The following is a 16,947-nucleotide window of genomic DNA, read 5'->3' as shown; positions in this document are numbered from 1 at the left end:
TCAGTTCCCCTTCGCTCCGCCGGTCGAGTACGCCGGTACGGCCGTGTCGGACCCGGCCGCTCCCTCCTGCTCGAGGTCCCACGGGCTCGAGAGGGTGCCGCGGACGGCCGTCGCGGCGGCGACGAGCGGCGACACGAGGTGCGTGCGGCCGCCCTTGCCCTGGCGGCCCTCGAAGTTGCGGTTCGAGGTCGACGCGCACCGTTCGCCGGGGGCGAGCTGGTCGGGGTTCATGCCGAGGCACATCGAGCAGCCGGCGAAGCGCCACTCGGCGCCGAACTCCTCGAACACCTTGTCGAGCCCCTCGGCCTCGGCCTCGAGGCGCACCCGCGCCGACCCGGGCACGACCATGACGCGCACGCCGTCGGCCTTCTTCCGACCCTGGATGATCGACGCGAAGGCCCGCAGGTCCTCGATGCGGCTGTTGGTGCACGACCCCATGAAGACCGCGTCGACCGGGATCTGCTTCAACGGCGTGCCCGGCTCGAGGTCCATGTACTCGAGGGCGCGCTCGGCGGCGGCGCGCTCGTGCTGGTCGTCGATCGACGCCGGGTCGGGCACGACGTCGCTGAGGGAGACGCCCTGGCCGGGGTTCGTGCCCCAGGTCACGAACGGTTCGAGCGCGTCGGCGTCGATGAACACCTCGGCGTCGAAGGTCGCGCCCTCGTCGGTGGGCAGCGTCTTCCAGTAGTCGACCGCGGCGTCCCAGTCGGCGCCGCGCGGGGCGTGCGGGCGGCCCTGCAGGTAGGCGAACGTCGTCTCGTCGGGGGCGACCATGCCGGCCCGTGCGCCCGCCTCGATCGACATGTTGCAGATCGTCATGCGGCCGTCCATCGACAGCGAGCGGATGGCGCTGCCCCGGTACTCGAGCACGTAGCCCTGTCCGCCGCCGGTGCCGATCTTCGCGATCACGGCGAGGATGATGTCCTTGGCCGTGACGCCGGGCCGGAGCGTGCCCTCGACGTTGATCGCCATCGTCTTGAACGGCTTCAGCGGCAGCGTCTGGGTGGCGAGCACGTGCTCGACCTCGCTCGTGCCGATGCCGAACGCCATCGCGCCGAACGCGCCGTGGGTCGACGTGTGGCTGTCGCCGCAGACGACCGTGATGCCCGGCATGGTGAGGCCGAGCTGCGGGCCGACGACGTGCACGATGCCCTGCTCGACGTCGCCGAGGGAGTGCAGGCGGATGCCGAACTCCTCCGCGTTGCGGCGCAGCGTCTCGATCTGCGTGCGGCTGGTCGGGTCGGCGATCGGCCGGTCGATGTTCAGCGTGGGCGTGTTGTGGTCCTCGGTCGCGATCGTCAGGTCGGGACGGCGGACCGGGCGACCGGCCAGCCGGAGGCCGTCGAAGGCCTGCGGGCTGGTGACCTCGTGCACGAGGTGCAGGTCGATGTAGATGAGGTCGGGGGTGCCGTCCTCGCCCTTCGCGACGAGGTGCGCATCCCAGACCTTCTCGGCGAGGGTGCGCGGGCGGGCCTGCGGCTCAGTGGGCGGATTCATCGATGAACGTCTCTCTCGGATCGTGGGGGATCAGCCGACGACGGACTCCGCGACGGGGGCGGCCGGTCGAACTAGGCCCCGTCGCGGCACCGAAGGAGGAGGCGGAACGGTACGCGCACGATCCTCAGGTTACACCGTCGCGTCGGGGGCCCGGTTCACGAGGAACGCGACGTCGCCGAGCAGGAGCACGGCTCCCTCGGGCACGGACGTGGGCCGGCCCGGCTCGAGTTCGACGGCGTCCTCGCCCTCGGGCCAGATGCGGACGCCGTTGGTCGAGGCGAGGTCGGTGGCGAGGAGCCGGTCGTCCACGACCTCCAGCAGCGCGTGCGTCTTCGACAGCGACCGGGCCGCGTCGTCGATCGCGACCGGCTCGGCCCCGGCCGCGGCATCCGTCGCCCTCGGGTCGCGGCCGACCACGACGCGGCCCCGCACCGTGACGTCGTGGCCGCCGTCCGACCGGAGGCGCCAGGCCGTCCGCGGCCCGTGCGGGCGGATCGGCGGGGCCGGCACCGGGGGCGGCGCGGCGGCGCCCGGCGGCGCGCTCGGGACCGGTGTGGCCGGCGCGGGCGGCCGGAAGGCGGGGATCCGATCGGGCACCCGCACCGTGCGCTCGGGCTCGGCCGGCGCGGGCGCGTCGGGCACGAGTCCCGGCGGGGGCACGATGAAGTCGCTCACGCCCCCACCTTAACCACGCTCAGCGCCGTCGGTGCACCCGGTAGCGGGCGATCAGGCGTCGCAGTCGGCCGGCCGCCGCCGCGACGGCCGCGGCCGCGGCATCCGCTTCGGACCACCGACGCTCGACCGCACCCGACTCGACGTCGCCGCCGCCGAACACGTCGCGGTCGACCGTCGCGGCGAGCGACGTGAGCCGCACGCCGTCGTCGGCGAGCCGGACCGACCCGAGGCCCTGCTCGTCGAGCTGGCGCTCGAGGTCGCGTGCGGTCTGGAGCCGCGACGCGCGCTCCGGCGGGTCGAACCCGAGCTCGGCGTAGCGGTCGACGAGCTCCTCCCAGGCTCCGGCCGCCTGCCGATCCGTCGGCCCGCTGCGGCGGAGCCGACGGCGTCGGCGGCGGGCGAGCATCGCGACGAGCATCGGCAGCAGCAGCGCGGCCGCCGGGATGCCCACGCTCGCGATGACGATCCACGCCCAGGCCGGCAGCTGGAACGGACGATCGCGGTCCTCGTCGTCGGTGTCGTCGATCTCGACGGTCGTGAGCAGCTCGTCGTCGGCCTGCTCGGCTCGCGGCGGCTGGCGCACCTGCGGCTGCGGCTCGGACTTGGGCTTCGGCGTCTGCTCCTGGGGCACGTCGATGTTGTCGGGGGTGGGGCGGAACGGGACCCAGCCGACGCCCTCGAACGGCACTTCGACCCAGGCGGTCACGTCGGACCCGACGACCTCGACCTCGTCGCCGCCCTCGCCGACCTCCGGCGCATAGCCCATCACGACGCGGGCCGGGTACCCCAGGTGGCGGGCCATGAGCGCCATCGCGGCGGCGTACTGCTCCTCGTCGCCGACCATCTGCGTGCGGGTGAACAGCTCGATGAGGCGGTCGGCGCCGTGGCCGGCCCGCGAGGGCACCGCGTCGCTCGCGAGGCCGTGGCTGAGGAAGCCGTTGGTCTTCAGGCCCCGCTCGATCGCGCGCAGCTGCTCGATCGGGCTCGCCGCATCGCCGGCGTACTCCTCGGCCTTCGCGGCGACGACGTCGGGCAGGTTCTCGACGACGGGCAGCGTGAGCTGCGCGACCGGAACGTCCACGAGGGCCGAGTCGTCGGGCTCGCGCTGGATGCGCGACTCGAGCCGGTACGCCGTGCCCGGACCGACCCCGCTCGTCAGCACGGCCGTGCCGGCGTCGGCGTTGTAGCGGAGGTCGCCGGCGCTGGACGTCGCGGCGTCGCCCCGGAGCTCCAGCTCTGAGCCGTACCCGACGGTCGGCAGCCACACGTCGTCGTACCCGAGCACCTCGACGTCGACCGCGCGGGCGCTGCCGAGGTCGGCGAGCGCGGGCGGCGGCAGCGTGCGGCCCACGATCGAGTACCCGCCGTCGCCGGCTGCCTCGTCGGGTCCCGCGACGTTCCAGAGCCGCCCGGAGTACGAGTCCATCGCGGCGAGGCGCAGCGTGTCGCCGGGCTGCAGGCCGGAGACGCGGAAGAGCGGCTCCTCGGCGAGGTCCTTGGTGTACGTGCGGTACCCGGCCAGTGGGCTCGGGAACTCCAGCGGATCGAAGGGCGGCACGACCTCGTCGCGGAGGACGAAGCGGTCGGGGGCGACGGGGGCGAGGGCGAGCCCGGCGACGGCGCCCACGGCGACCGCACCGGCGACGACCGCGGTCGCGCCGGTGAGCCGCCGGCGCCGCAGACGCGCGGCGCCCTCGCCGGACGCCTCGACGGTCGCCCCGCGACGCCACGCGATCCAAGTGAGCGCGATCGCGGCGAACGCGACCCCGCGCACCGCCGCGAGGAACGCCTCGTCGGTGCCGAGCAGGATCCCGGACAGCAGCAGCAGGGCGGGGCCGATGAGCACGACGGCCGCGCGCAGCGGCGTGCGCTTCGACGGCAGCCACCGCAGCACCAGCAGTCCGCCGACGAGCGACACCACGGTGGCGGCGGCGTAGGGCACGACGGCGACGTACGCCGGGGCTTCGACGGGGGCCTGGATGGTGAGGATGTCGGCCCAGCCGTGCACCGCGCCGACCGCGAGCCCGGCGAGGGACTCGAGCGTGGGGAGCACCCCGAGGAAGGCCGCGCCGGGCATGGCGAACGGCGTGCCGACGAGGAAGTACAGCACGATGCCGAGGAGCACGGTCGTGAGGACGTCGAGCCGCAGCATCGTCCCGGCGACCGCCGCGAGCGTGCCCACCGCGATGCCGGCGAGCGCCGCGGCCAGGAAGTCGAGCCCGCCGAAGCTCGTCTCGTAGCCGATGACACCGAGTAGCGACAGCAGCGACAGCACGCCGAGGTCGACGAGGGCGGAGCGGGGCGGGCGGGTCACGGGCGCACCCTCCGGACGAGGCGCGACAGTTCGTCGAGCGCGCCGACGGTGACGACGGTCGACTCCCCCACGCGCGCGATGCGCGAGGCCGCGCCGACCTCGGCCCGGAACGCGATGACCTGGGTGTCGGAGCCGAAGACGGTCTCGACCGCGCGGAACTCCGCGAGCGGCGCCAGCGACCCGCCGACGACGATCACGACGCTCGGCACCGGCACGCGGCGCGCCGCCTCGCGGACGAGGTCGCGCAGCGACGCCGCGGGCGCGAGGCCGACCGCGGGCGACTCCCCGACGGCGGCGGCCGATTCGATCCGGCTCGTGTCGTCGAGGAGCGCCGTGGGCGTCGCCGTGTTCAGCGTCAGCCGGTCGGTGGCGACGGCGAGGCGCGTGGCGTCGCGGATCACCTGCACGCCCAGCGACGCGAGCACCGACACCGCGAGCTCGAACTCCTCCTCGGACGCGTAGTGGTCGGCGCGGGTGGCCTGCACGAGCAGCAGCTGGGAGCGCCGCGTCTCCTCGTACTGCCGCACCATGAGCTGGCCGGTGCGGGCCGACGTGCGCCAGTGCACGTTGCGCAGCGCGTCGCCCGGCTCGTACGCGCGCAGCGCGTGGAACGAGATGTCGTTGTTCGTGATGGTCTTGGTGATCTCGCCTTCGAGGTCGCGCACGAGGCCGGCCGCCGAGGGGCGCAGCCGCGCGGTCGCGGGGTGCACGAACAGCTCGACCGGGTCGGTCCAGCGCACCTCGCGGCGCAGCAGTCCGAGCTGGTCGCCGCGAACGGATGCCGCGGGGCCGGCGACGATCACCGCGCGACGCTGCGTGGGCACGGCGAACAGTTCCTCGTGCTCGTCGCCCGGACCGATGGCGGGGATGACGAACTCGGCGAGCCCGGCGCCGACCGGCAGCTCGAGCTGCGACGGCACCGACGGCGCCTCGCAGATGTTCTCGACGACCAGCCGCCCGAGGGCGCGCTCGCCGGCGACGACGCGGCGCGGCTGGAGTTCGACGCCGACGCGGTAGCGCACGCGCCCGAACACGAACGGGATCGCGACGAGCAGTGCGGCGAGCAGCGTCGCACCGACGAACGCGAGCTCGATCCAGCCGAGCGCCCACGCGACTGCGAACGAGGCGGCGGCGACGGCGAGCACGAGCCATCCGGTCGCCGAGACGACGCTCGTGACGGGTTCGGCGAACGCGGCTGCGCGCGCGCCGAGGCGACGCAGCCGGGCGGCGGTCGAGGCGACGGATGCCGCGGCCGAGCGCCGCACGGACCGCAGAGCGATGCGCGCCTGCGACGGGACCTTCGGTGCCGGGGGCGCGCCGGTTCCGGCCGTCATGCCGCCCGGTACGCCGGGGGCGCGACGTCGGCGACCACGCGCGTGACGATGTCCTCCGCGGTGACGCCGGAGAACTCCGACTCGGGGTCGACGATGATGCGGTGGGCGAGGACGGGCACGGCGAGCTCGCGCACGTCGTCTGGCGTGACGTACGTGCGGCCCCGCGAGATGGCCCACGTCTTCGCGGTGCGGGCGAGCGCGAGGGCGCCGCGCATGCTCACGCCGAGGGCGGAGTCGGCGTGCTCGCGCGTCGCCGACACGATCTGGTTGAGGTACGACAGCACGGCGGCGTCGACGTGCACCTCTGAGGCGAGGTGCGCCATGGTGGTGACCGAGCTCGAGGCGATGATCGGCGACACCTTCGAGGCGCGCGCGCGGTTGGCCGAGTCGAGCAGGAGCGTCACGGCCGTGTCGTGGTCGGGGTAGCCGAGCGAGGTCTTGACGAGGAACCGGTCGAGCTGCGCCTCGGGCAGCGAGTACGTGCCGGCCTGCTCGACGGGGTTCTGCGTGGCGATGACCATGAACGGGCTGCCGACCTCGTAGCTCACGCCGTCGACCGTGACCCGGCCCTCCTCCATGACCTCGAGCAGCGCCGACTGGGTCTTCGGGCTCGCGCGGTTGATCTCGTCGGCGAGCACGATCGAGGCGAAGATCGGCCCGCGGTGGAACTCGAACTGTCCCTTGCCCTGGTCGTAGATCGTCACCCCCGTGACATCCGACGGGAGCAGGTCCGGCGTGAACTGGATGCGGGAGTGCGTGCCGTCGAGCGTGTTCGCGAGCGCCTTCGCGAGCACGGTCTTGCCGGTGCCCGGGAAGTCCTCGAGCAGCACGTGCCCGTCGGAGAGCATCGCGGTCACGACGAGTTCGATGACCTCGCGCTTGCCGAGGATGGCGCGGTCGACGTTGTCGACGAGCTTCGAGAAGGCGTCCTGGAACCACAGGGCCTGGTCTTGGGTCACGGTCATGGTGTGTCGTCCTCGTGATGGTGGTGGGTCAGAGCCGGCCCCAGTGGGCGACCTGGCTGTAGACGGTGCCGCTCGGTCCGACGAAGCGGATGCGGACGGCGGGGTACTGGTCGGGGTTCGCGGTGCCGAGGCCGCTCAGCGTCTGCACGCTCCCGTTCGCGGAGAGGTTGTACGACGACGTCGACAGGTTCTGCCAGGCGGCGTCGGTGTTCCACTCCTTGTACTGCACGGTGATCTGGTAGTTGCCGGGCTGGAAGTTCTGGTAGTCGCCGATGACGTAGCGGCATCCGTTGCAGTACGGGGCGGGACCGCCCTTGCGCACCGTCGCGCCCGCCTGCGGCGGCGGCGGGTCCTGCACGGTGAAGTTCCGCGACTCGGCCGGACCGGTCTTGTTGCTGCCCTCGTTCACCGCGCGAACGTGCACGGTGTGGCTGCCGGCGCCGACGCCCGTGAATCGGTGGGCGCGGTCGGTTCCCGAGTTCGTCCAGCTCCCCGAGTCGAGGCGCACCTCGTATCGGACGCTGCCCCCGCCCGTGTCGCTCGGCGCCGCCCACGACACGTCGACGCTCGTCGGCGCGTTCCCGTTGACCTGGGCGTTCACGTTCCGCGGTGCCGTCGGCGTGCCGTACGGCGTCGCCGACGCCGACACCGGCGACCACTCGCTCCACCCCTTGGCGTTCTGTGCGCGCACCATGAACCGGTAGGCGGTGCCGTTGGTCAGGTTGCCGATCTGCTGGTTCACGCCCGCGGCGTTCGCGCCGAAGTCGCGCGCCTGCCCGTTGACGTCGACCTGGTAGGCGGTGATCGGCGAGTTGTTGTTCGCCGGTGCCGCCCAGCGGATCGTCACGGTGCGGTCGCCCGAGCCGATGATCGCCGGCGCGGCGGGGCGGTCGGGCCGGTCGCGCACGACGACCGTCACGCGCCCCTGCGACTCGCGCGCGGGATCGCGAGTGCCGTCCTGGATGCGGTAGATCACGCTGAGCGTGCCCGTGAACGCGGCGCCGGTGCGCACCGTCACGTCGGAGGCGGTGTGGCTCACGGACGCGTTCGCGCCGACATCCGCCTGGTCGATCTGCGCCGCGACGATGCGGAGCGGCGCGTCGGGGGCGAAGGGGTTGAAGTCGTTGGCGAGCACGTCGATCGTGCGCGTCTCGCTGCGGACCATCTCGACCGGACCGTCGTCGTTCGCCTTCGGCATGGCGCGCGTCGACGACACGACGGCGACGTCGACGTAGCCCGGCACGCGGAACTCGTTGAACACCACGTCGAACGTGATGCGGGTCTTCGTGCCCGGCTGGACGCCCAGCGGAGCGGAGAGCCGCAGCAGGGAACCCTCGACGAGCTCGCCGCGGATGTCGGCGGTCGAACCCGACAGGTTCTGGTACGACACCCGCTCGATGTTGTCGCGGTTCGGGTGGTCGGTCGACGAGCGCAGGTCGACCGTGAGCGGCGCCTCGCCCGCCTCGATGGTCTCGCTGCGGGGCGTGAACGCCGGCGGCGCGTCGTTGAAGTTCGGATCGCCGACGGTGATCGGGATGGTGAGGATCGCGTTGCGGCCGACCGGGTCGTCGGCGCCCTTGCCGTCGGTGACCTCGAACGTCACCGACGCCGGTCCGCGGTAGTCGCGCGCGGGCACGAACTGGAGCGCGGTGCCGCTCACGAATGGCGCCTCGCCGGAGTTCGTCGCCGAGGCGGACAGGATCGTGGCCGGGTTGCCCGACGGCACGACGACGAGGTCGTCGACGTTCCAGCTGATGCGCCCGTTCATGGGCACGATGATCTCGCCGAGCTCCTTGAGGTACGGCGCCGGGAACTTGGCCTTCTCCTCCGCGAGCAGCTCCTCCGGCGTCTTGGGTCGCTGGGTCTCCTCGACGGTGTCGTCGCCCGACGGGACCGGGGGCACGATGACGAACGCCGTGGCCGACAGGTCGTCGAGGGTGTTGGTGAGCTTGTAGGCGACGGCGTAGCGCTCGCGTCCCGGCTCGACGTCGATGGTGCCGTCGGATGCCACCTCGGCGCGCCCCGCGTTCGGGCCCTCGAGCGTCACCTCGAGGTCGTCGACGAGCCCGCCCGGGTTCGTCGCGTCGGCGAGCGGATCGACCGTGACGGACTCGCCGTCCACCACCTGCTCGGGCTCGATGACCTGATCCTTCGCGGTGGGCGGGTCGATCACCGCGTCGTCCGTCACGGCCACCTGGAGGAACGCGGTGTCGGCGCCGCCGCGGCCGTTGGAGATCTCGTAGCGAATCGTGTACGCCGCCTCCTGCTCGGGTGCGGTGACCACGATCCGTCGACGGTCGCGGATCTCGGCCTCGATGCCGTCGTCGACCTCGGGCAGGTCGACCACGCGCAGCCGGTACCCGCTCGGGTCGGAGTCGTTGAGCAGCACCTCGACGGAGGCGGTGCGGCCCGGCTTCATCTCGATCACGTCGTCGACGGCCTTGGGCGGCAGCTGCACGGCCGGGCGCGGGATGACGCCGATCCGGATGGTGCCCTCGGCGGTCGCGCCGAACGTGTCGCGCACCTCGTACGTGAAGCTGTCGGTGCCCGCGGAGCCGGAGAGGGCCTCGTAGGTGAACGACGTGCTGGTCCGCTCGATGATCCGCCCGAGGGTGGGGGCCGAGCGGATGCCGGTGAGGGTGACGGAGTCGCCGTCGGGGTCGAGCTGGTCGAGCGGCACGTCGACCGTCACGGCGGAGCCGGCGAAGGTGCGCGAGGTGAGCGGCGTGGGCAGCGGGTCGCGGTTCTCGCCCGCGTCGCGCGCGACGACCGTGAACCGCACCGCCGCGCGAGCGGACTGGTCGTGGTCGTCGCCGATCGTGTACACGGCGCTGTACGCGCCGGGCGCCTCGGGTGCCTGGAAGCGGACGGTGTCGCCGTCGACGAACGCCAGCCCGTCGCCGACCTCGACGTCGAGCAGCTCCGGCTCGACGTGCAGCTTCGCCGCGTCCGGGTGGTAGTCGTTCTCGAGCACCGGCACGGTCACGATGTCGCCTGCCCGGACGATGGCGCCGTCGTCGACGGCCACGGGCGGCTGGTGCTTCACGAGCGGTGGCACCGGCACGATCGTGACGGTGGCGGTCGAGGCGTTGACGCCGTCGGAGACGGTGTAGGCGACCTGCAGCTGCTCGTCGACCGCCTGCGAGGCGGTGATGCGCAGCACGGTGTTGGTGAGGATCTCGACCGACACCAGGCCCTCGGCTGCCGAGTCGTCCATCGACTGCACCGCGAGCACGCGGCCGGACGGGGACACGTCGTTCGCGAGCACCGGGACGGTCAGCGGCTCCCCCGCGCGGAGGTAGGCCGTGTCCTTCACGGCGATGGGCGGCGGCGCCTCGCCGGGCGGATCGACGACCTGGACCCGGATGAGGCCCTTGCTCACGGCCGCGCCCGCGCCCAGGTCGTAGAGGAAGACGTACTCCCCCGGGGCGTTCGCGGAGAATGCGATCGTGCCGCGCTCGACGTTCGGCGTGATGGTCGCCCCGTCGGGCGGATCGACGATGCCGAGCAGCTCGAGGCCGGCGCCGGACGGCGACAGGTCGTTCACGAGGGGTTCGATCAGCTCGGTCTCGCCGACGAACGCCTGCGCGAAGTCGGGCGTGCCGATGGGGTTGAGCGTGCCCGTCGGCTTGACCTCCACGGTGAGGGTCCCCGCCGCGGTGGTGCGCCCGTCGGAGACCGTGAACTGCACCTCCTTGGTGCCGAGCTCGGCCGAGCGGTGCTCGAAGGTGACGTAGCCGTCGGGGCTGAAGCGCACGGTGTCGCCGCCGGTGGGCGATGCGTTGACGAGGTACAGGTCGTCGCCGTCGGGGTCGTTCCAGTCCGCGAGGACGTTGTACGACAGCTGACGGCCCTGCTCGAGGCTGATCGCGCCGCTGCGCATGGACGTGGGTGCGGCGTTCTCGCTGTCGGGCACGATGCGGACGTTCACGGACGCCTCGGAGACCCCGCCGCGTCCGTCGTTCACCCCGTAGCGGAACGACACGCTGCCCGCGGCGCCCTCCGCGGGCGAGAACTGCAGGGCCCGGCCGCCGTCGATGAGCTCGAGCCGCCCGGCGGACTCGGGCACGTCGGAGACGGAGGCGATGGTGAGCACGTCGCCGTCGGGGTCGGTGTCGTTCTCGAGGACCTCGAGGATCGTCGTCCGCTCGGGACGCACGCCGTAGTCGTCGTCGCGCGCGACGGGCGGCCGGTTCACGTCGGTGCGTTCGGCGAGCGTGTCCTCGAACGTCTGCTGCGACGACTTCTCGTCGCCCTCGAGCTCGTCGGACTCCTCGGGCGGCGTGACCTCCTCCCAGTTGTCGACGAGCCGCAGGTCGGAGTCGACGAGCCACGCGTTGCCGTTCGCGAGGTCGTTCAGCACGATCACGTCGCGGTTCACCCGGAACTCGAGCCGCGACCCGGCGGTCGGCTGGTCGATGGAGTGGGGTTCGGGGTCGGCGTCGTCGCACGCCGCGAGGTAGCGCTGCCCCGGCGCCCACGCGCCGTGGAGGCAGGACCCGAGGCGCACCGGCGCGGCGACCTCGCCGGCGTTGGCCGACGGCACCTCGGCGCCGCTGTCGATGACGCGGATGTCGCCGCCTCCGAGCGGCACGTCGAGCAGGCCCGTCGACGTGGCGAGTGCCACGCGGTCCCGCTCGGGTCCCGACTGCTGGATCCGCAGCGCGGGTTCCGGCAGGTCGATCTCGCGGCCGTCGGCGATGACGACGTCGGCCTCGACGTCGAGGACGACCGCGCGCTCGCCGACCGCGGCGATCTGGTGCCGCCCGAGCCGGGGAAGCTCCGTCCGCTGCGGCTCGTCGGCGTCGCGTCGGATGCTGACCAGTTCGCGGTCGCCCGGCGCCGTGGCGAAGATGGTGCCGTCGCCGCTCACGGCGACCTGCGCGTCGTCGCCGAGCTCGGCGATCGGATCGGTGCCCCGGTAGTCGAAGGCCAGGTCCGCCGCGGCGGGCACGCGCCACAGCTCGCCTTCGGGCGAGAGCACGGCGATGACGTCGCCGCCGTAGGCGAGCTGCGACGAGGGTGGCACGTCGATGCGCTGGACGAGCGTCGTGAAGGACGGGTCGATGCGCTCCACCGACCCGACGCCGGGGTCGTACAGGAAGGCGTCGTCGCCGTGCTGGAACACGTCGATGTCGTTGGTCGCGGCGGCGACCGCGGCGTCGAGTTCCTCGATCTGCCGGTTCAGCCGGCCGGCGAGCAGTTCCTCCGCGTTCGTCACCCAGACCTCGCGGGCCCGCAGGTCGGGGTCGGTGACCGGGAAGCCCTGATGGAGTGCCGCGATCCCGACGGGCACGCCCGCGAGCACGGCGAGCGCGACGACCGAGGCCGTCTTGCGGCGCGTGCGCACCCAGGACCTCAACGTGACCAAGCTCGTCTCCCCGCGTGCGTTCCGTCGATAGGGCGTCGGATGTCGCCGCCGGAGACCGGCGGCCCGGGCCCCCGAGTCCGGTGGCCGGGCATCACGCTAACACGGTCCTCCGGAGCCGCCGAATGGGGAGCGGTGCCCATTCGGACGCATGAATCGGAGAACGCCCTCCGCCGAGCCGGGCGTCCGCTCGACGGCGATTCGGGGCGTCGTCAGGCTTCCGGACGCTCCTCGGCCGCGCGGTCGAGCAGCGGCAGGTCGTCGGCGCTCACGAGCCTCGTCGCCACGGCGTACTCGACGAGCCGCGCGCGGCGGTTCGTCGCGAGCCGGCCTCTCCCGCCGCGCAGCCCGTCGACGCCGATCTTGTCGAGCTTCTCGCACACGTTGTCGAGCTTGCGGTTGAACGTCGTCATGCTCCAGCCCAGGCGCGCCGCCGCCTCGGCCGAGCTCGGCACCGTCGCCCGCCCGGCGGAGGGCTGCGCGAGCACGTGCTCGGCGAGCGCGACCACGAGCAGCCGCTGGCTCGTCGTGAGGGTCACGGGAAGGATGGTCGTCCCGCCGTCGACGGGGCGGGCGGTGAGCGACGTGTTGTAGAAGTCCTCCTCGGCGTGCACCGTGAAGTCGTACGTCGTGGCGCCCGCGCTGAACATCACATGCACGGTCTGGAAGACGAGCGGCAGCTTCGCGCCCGGCGCGACCCACGCCTGCACGCTGCCCGTGGCATCCGACACCGTCGCCGACAGCAGCTGTCCGACGTTCGACAGCCACCACAGGCCGAACTCGCTCGAGAGGGTCAGGAAGGTGCGGTGCAGGTAGGGGTTGTCGTCGATGGTGAGGTCGGACTCCCGGCCGATGCCGAACGTCCGGCCGGACTCGACGGTGTACCACTCGCCGCAGTACTCGACCCGGAGCGGCCTCATGCCGTGCATCCCGTGACGGGCTCGGAGGTCTTGCTGCCGCGCTGCACCTGGACCTCGATGCACACGGGGCGGCCGTCGGCCACGCCGTCGACGACGATCTCCGGGCCGTCGGCGATCGCCGTGCCGCCCGTGCCGTCGACGTTGCGCCACCGGTAGCGGTCGCCCTCCTCGGCGCCGTCGTGTCGCACGCCGAAGACCACGCGGCCGTCGCCGGCGGGCTCCCCCGGATCGACCTCGGGCGTCGGCACGGTCGCAGCCACGACGGCGTCCTCCCCGGTGCCGGGGCCGGCGTCGACGCCTTCGGCGGGGCTCCCCAGCGAGCCGCCGAGCGCGATGGCCGCGCCGACCGCGGCGACGACGACGACGGATGCCGCGGCGCCGATGGTGGCAGCGACGACGCGCCGCCGCCGGACGCCCGGCGGGGCCGGGTCGACGTCGGCCGCGACGGCGTCGGCACCCCCCTGCTCGGCCGCCTCGACGCGGGCGTGGCCCGCGGGCTCGGCGCGGCGCGCGGCCGGCGACGCGCCGCGGAGGACCGTGCCGTCGTCGACGAGGTCGGAGGGCGCGGCGGGCTCCGGCGCCTGGGCGCGTACTTCGCGCACCCCGCGAGCGCGCGTGGCGTCGTCGCTGCTCCCGCCGGTCGCGGGCACGGGCCGCGGGGCGTCGGCCGACCAGGGTCCGGCCGGCGCCGCCGGCGCGTCGGCCTGCACGACGCGGACCGAGCGTGCTCGCGTCGCCGCCTCGGCGTCCGGGCCGGGCGCGACCTCGCTCGCGACGTCCGTCGCCTCGGCGTCGGACGGCGCGGCCGCCGGAATCGCGGGCACCTCGATCCCCGTCACCGAGTACCCCAGCTCGAGCTCGATGCGCTGCAGCGCGCGGCCGAACTCGACCGCGCTCTGGTAGCGGTCCTCGCGTCGCGGGGCCATGCCGGTGGCGAGGACGGCCTGCAGGGTCGGCGGCACGTCGTCGCGGTCGATCGGCGTGACCCGGCCGCGTTCGATCCGGCCGATGAGGTCGAGCGGGCCGTTCGACCGACCCGGGACCTCGAACGGGGTGCGCCCGGCGAGCAGGGTGTGCACGGTCGCGGCGAGCGCGAACACGTCGCTCCGGGTGTCGGGGCGCGGGTCGTCCTCGAACAGTTCCGGCGGGGACCACGGCACGCTCATGCCGACCGCGGCGCGGTCGGACCCCGTGCCAGAGCCCGTCGCCGCGGGGTCGGCGGTGAACGACATGGTGTGGACGGGCAGGTCGCCCTCGAGGTCGGAGGAGATCCCGAAGTCGCTGAGCGCGGGCCAGCCGTAGTCGTTGGTGAGCACGTTGGCGGGCTTGATGTCGCGGTGCAGGATCCCGGCGGCATGCGCGGTCGCGACGGCGCCCGACAGGCGGATGCCGGTGCGGAGCGCGTCCTCGACGGTGAGCGGCTGCCGCTTGTAGCGCTCCGACAGGCTGGGGCCCGAGCAGTACTCCATGACGAAGTACGGCCGGCCGTCGGCCGAGACGTCGGCGTGGAAGATCGTCACGATGAACGGGTGCGCCGAGAGTCGCGCCATGAGGTTCGCCTCGGCGACGAACTGCGCGCGCGTGCCCTGGTCGATGTCGTCGGCGAGCAGTACCTTGACCGCGACCTTCCGGCGCGGGAGCTTCTGCTCGTAGAGGAACACGTCGGCGAACCCGCCGGAGCCGAGCAGCCCGAGCGGCGTGTAGCCGGGCAGGTCCGGCGGCGACGAGGGCGTGCGGCGCATCAGCGCACCACCACCTGGATCGACCAGCCGCCGCCGAGGTCGATCACGGTCTCCGGCAGCACGGGCGTGGGCTCGGACGGCCGCAACCGCATGGGCGGCTGTCCCGGAGCGACCACGTGCGTGCCGTTGCGCGACTCGAGGTCGGTCACGACCGCCGTGCCGCCCTCGACCGCGACCCGGAGGTGCGTGCGGGAGATGTCCGGGTCGCCCGCGCCGACCACCACGGGGCGCGGCACGCGCGAACCGGTGACCCGCCCGATCGCGGGAGCGCGGCCGAGGACGAGTTCGCCCGTGATCGGCTCGAACGACCCGTCGGGCATGCGCAGCGCGAGCCGGTCGTCGGCTCGACCGGAACGCGGCGGCTGCGCGGCGACGGCCGCGGCGCGGTCGGCGTCGCGCGCCTCCCTGAGCTGGCGGATGTCGGCGGCCGCGACGGTGAGCCCGTCGTGGTCGCCGAGCACGGGAGCGTCGGTGAGGCCGGGCGGCGGCACGATCGTTGTGTCTCCGGAGGACACGTCGATGCGGGGGCGCTCGGTGCGCGAGAATCCCACGACGGTGTCCTCGTCGGGTACCATCGTCCGCTCGTCGGGGACGTCGGCGGCGCCCTGGGACGTCGCCGGCACCGGCTCGATCCGGACCGTCGGCGGTGGCGCGGCGGGCCCCGACGCCGCTGGCTCCGGTGACGCAGGCTCCGGCGCAGCGGGCTCCGGCGCAGCGGCCTCCGACGCCGCGGTCCGAGCGGCGGCGCCCGGCCAGTCGACGGCGGATGCCGCCACGACGCCCTCGACGATCGGCAGCACGGGCTCCGCGGCATCCGCCGAATCCCCGGCGACGGTCACGCGGACGTCGGGCGCGCCGTCGAAGGCGCGCTCGCTCCACGTGGACACGCCCGCGCCGGAGACCGTGTCGGCTCCGACCTCGACGGTCAGGGGGCCGCGAGCGACCACGCGCACCGACCCGCGTTCGCGGACCACGAGGGCGAAGCCCGGGGCCGACGTCACCCCGCCGGCGGTGAGCCGGTCGAGGACGACGGCCGCGGCATCCGCTGCACCGAGCGCCGGCCACAGCCCCACGAGATCGTCGGCACGGTCGGCCGGGAGCACGAGCAGCGCATCGGCCCGCAGCGCGGCCAGCCAGCCGCCGCTCGGGTCACGCCGGTAGTCCGCCACCCTGATCCCCCGCTCCCCTGGGCCACGTCTGCTCCGCCGCGCGCGGGAGCGCGTCATCGCGGTCCCGCGTCGCCTCGTCGTCATCGGCCGCGTCGCCGCCCAGGTCGGATTCGACGACCACCGCCGTCACGTTGTCGCGCGCACCCGCCGCGAGCGCCGCCTCGACGAGCTCTCCGGCAAGCCCGGCGGCGTGCGCCGATCCGCCGGTGAGGATCTCCGCGATCGCCTCGTCGCCGACCTCCTTCGAGAGGCCGTCGGAGCAGAGCAGGAACACCTGCCGCCCCGCCGCTGGGATGAGCCAGACGTCGGGCTCGACCACGTCGTCGGCGCCGACGGCGCGGGTGATCACGTTGCGATCGGGGTGCCGCTCGGCGTCGTCGGCGTGCAGCAGGCCGGCGTCGACCATCTCCTGCACGGCGGAGTGGTCGACCGTGACCTGCTCGAGGCGGCGGCCGTCCCACAGGTACACGCGGGAGTCGCCCACGTTGAAGACCATCCAGTGCACGCCGCGACCGTCGCCCGCGTCGACCAGCGCGATGCCCGCGACGGTCGTGCCGGCGACCGCCGTGCCCTCGTCGCCCTCGGTCGAGAGCGACCGGACGACCTCGTTCGAGCTGTGGATGGCATCGAGCACCTGCTCGGGCCGCGACGGGGCGCCGGTGTCGAGGTGGCGGCGGAACGTGTCGACCACCGCCCGGCTCGCGGCATCCCCCCGCGCGTGCCCGCCCATGCCGTCGGCGACGACGTACACGGGCGCGTGGGCGAGGAGGGCGTCCTCGTTCACCGACCTGACGCGGCCGACGTGCGTTCGTGCACTGTGTGCGATGCGCGCGGATCCGCTCGGGATCTCGACGACACCGCTGCCATCAGACGTCACTGGCTGGGTCCTCTCTGCGGGGTAGGGGCGGCGCGGAGGCGCGGGTGGCTCAACGGTAGCAAGCCCTCGGCGACCGTCGTGCGCGG

The 16,947-nt window shown here is 73.7% G+C and carries 10 protein-coding genes; all 10 read right to left on the bottom strand.

Annotation, left to right across the window (positions count from 1 at the left end):
- Complete coding sequence (gene leuC / locus M1L56_RS12195; protein ID WP_248599456.1) at positions 1 to 1,497, bottom strand: 3-isopropylmalate dehydratase large subunit; 1,497 nt, start codon at positions 1,495 to 1,497, stop codon at positions 1 to 3.
- A 129-nt stretch (positions 1,498 to 1,626) separates the two neighbouring features.
- A complete protein-coding gene (locus M1L56_RS16125; protein WP_248599455.1) occupies positions 1,627 to 2,172 on the bottom strand; it encodes an FHA domain-containing protein in 546 nt (181 codons plus the stop codon).
- Positions 2,173 to 2,191: 19 nt separating this feature from the next.
- Positions 2,192 to 4,486, bottom strand: coding sequence for a transglutaminase-like domain-containing protein (locus M1L56_RS12185; protein ID WP_248599454.1), 2,295 nt, complete (start codon positions 4,484 to 4,486; stop codon positions 2,192 to 2,194).
- Positions 4,483 to 5,820 (bottom strand): DUF58 domain-containing protein, encoded by a 1,338-nt coding sequence (locus tag M1L56_RS12180; protein WP_248599453.1) that lies wholly within the window; start codon positions 5,818 to 5,820, stop codon positions 4,483 to 4,485. The genes M1L56_RS12185 and M1L56_RS12180 overlap by 4 nt, the downstream gene beginning before the upstream one ends.
- Positions 5,817 to 6,785 (bottom strand): MoxR family ATPase, encoded by a 969-nt coding sequence (locus M1L56_RS12175; protein WP_248599452.1) that lies wholly within the window; start codon positions 6,783 to 6,785, stop codon positions 5,817 to 5,819. The genes M1L56_RS12180 and M1L56_RS12175 overlap by 4 nt, the downstream gene beginning before the upstream one ends.
- A 28-nt stretch (positions 6,786 to 6,813) precedes the next feature.
- Positions 6,814 to 12,156, bottom strand: coding sequence for an Ig-like domain-containing protein (locus M1L56_RS12170; protein WP_248599451.1), 5,343 nt, complete (start codon positions 12,154 to 12,156; stop codon positions 6,814 to 6,816).
- A 209-nt stretch (positions 12,157 to 12,365) separates the two neighbouring features.
- Positions 12,366 to 13,073: a hypothetical protein gene (locus M1L56_RS12165; protein ID WP_248599450.1), complete on the bottom strand. Its 708-nt coding sequence runs from the start codon at positions 13,071 to 13,073 to the stop codon at positions 12,366 to 12,368.
- Positions 13,070 to 14,815 carry a serine/threonine-protein kinase gene (locus M1L56_RS12160; protein WP_248599449.1) on the bottom strand — a complete coding sequence of 582 codons (1,746 nt, stop codon included), beginning with the start codon at positions 14,813 to 14,815 and terminating at the stop codon, positions 13,070 to 13,072. Before M1L56_RS12160 ends, M1L56_RS12165 begins: the two co-directional genes overlap by 4 nt.
- Complete coding sequence (locus tag M1L56_RS16120; protein WP_248599448.1) at positions 14,815 to 15,984, bottom strand: FHA domain-containing protein; 1,170 nt, start codon at positions 15,982 to 15,984, stop codon at positions 14,815 to 14,817. The genes M1L56_RS12160 and M1L56_RS16120 overlap by 1 nt, the downstream gene beginning before the upstream one ends.
- Positions 15,965 to 16,768 carry a PP2C family serine/threonine-protein phosphatase gene (locus M1L56_RS12150; protein WP_231878579.1) on the bottom strand — a complete coding sequence of 268 codons (804 nt, stop codon included), beginning with the start codon at positions 16,766 to 16,768 and terminating at the stop codon, positions 15,965 to 15,967. The genes M1L56_RS16120 and M1L56_RS12150 overlap by 20 nt, the downstream gene beginning before the upstream one ends.
- Between the last annotated feature and the right edge of the window lie 179 nt (positions 16,769 to 16,947).

This window comes from Agromyces sp. C10 (assembly GCF_023217995.1).
Lineage (GTDB): Bacteria > Actinomycetota > Actinomycetes > Actinomycetales > Microbacteriaceae > Agromyces > Agromyces indicus.
This window is presented reverse-complemented; position numbering and strand designations above follow the sequence as displayed.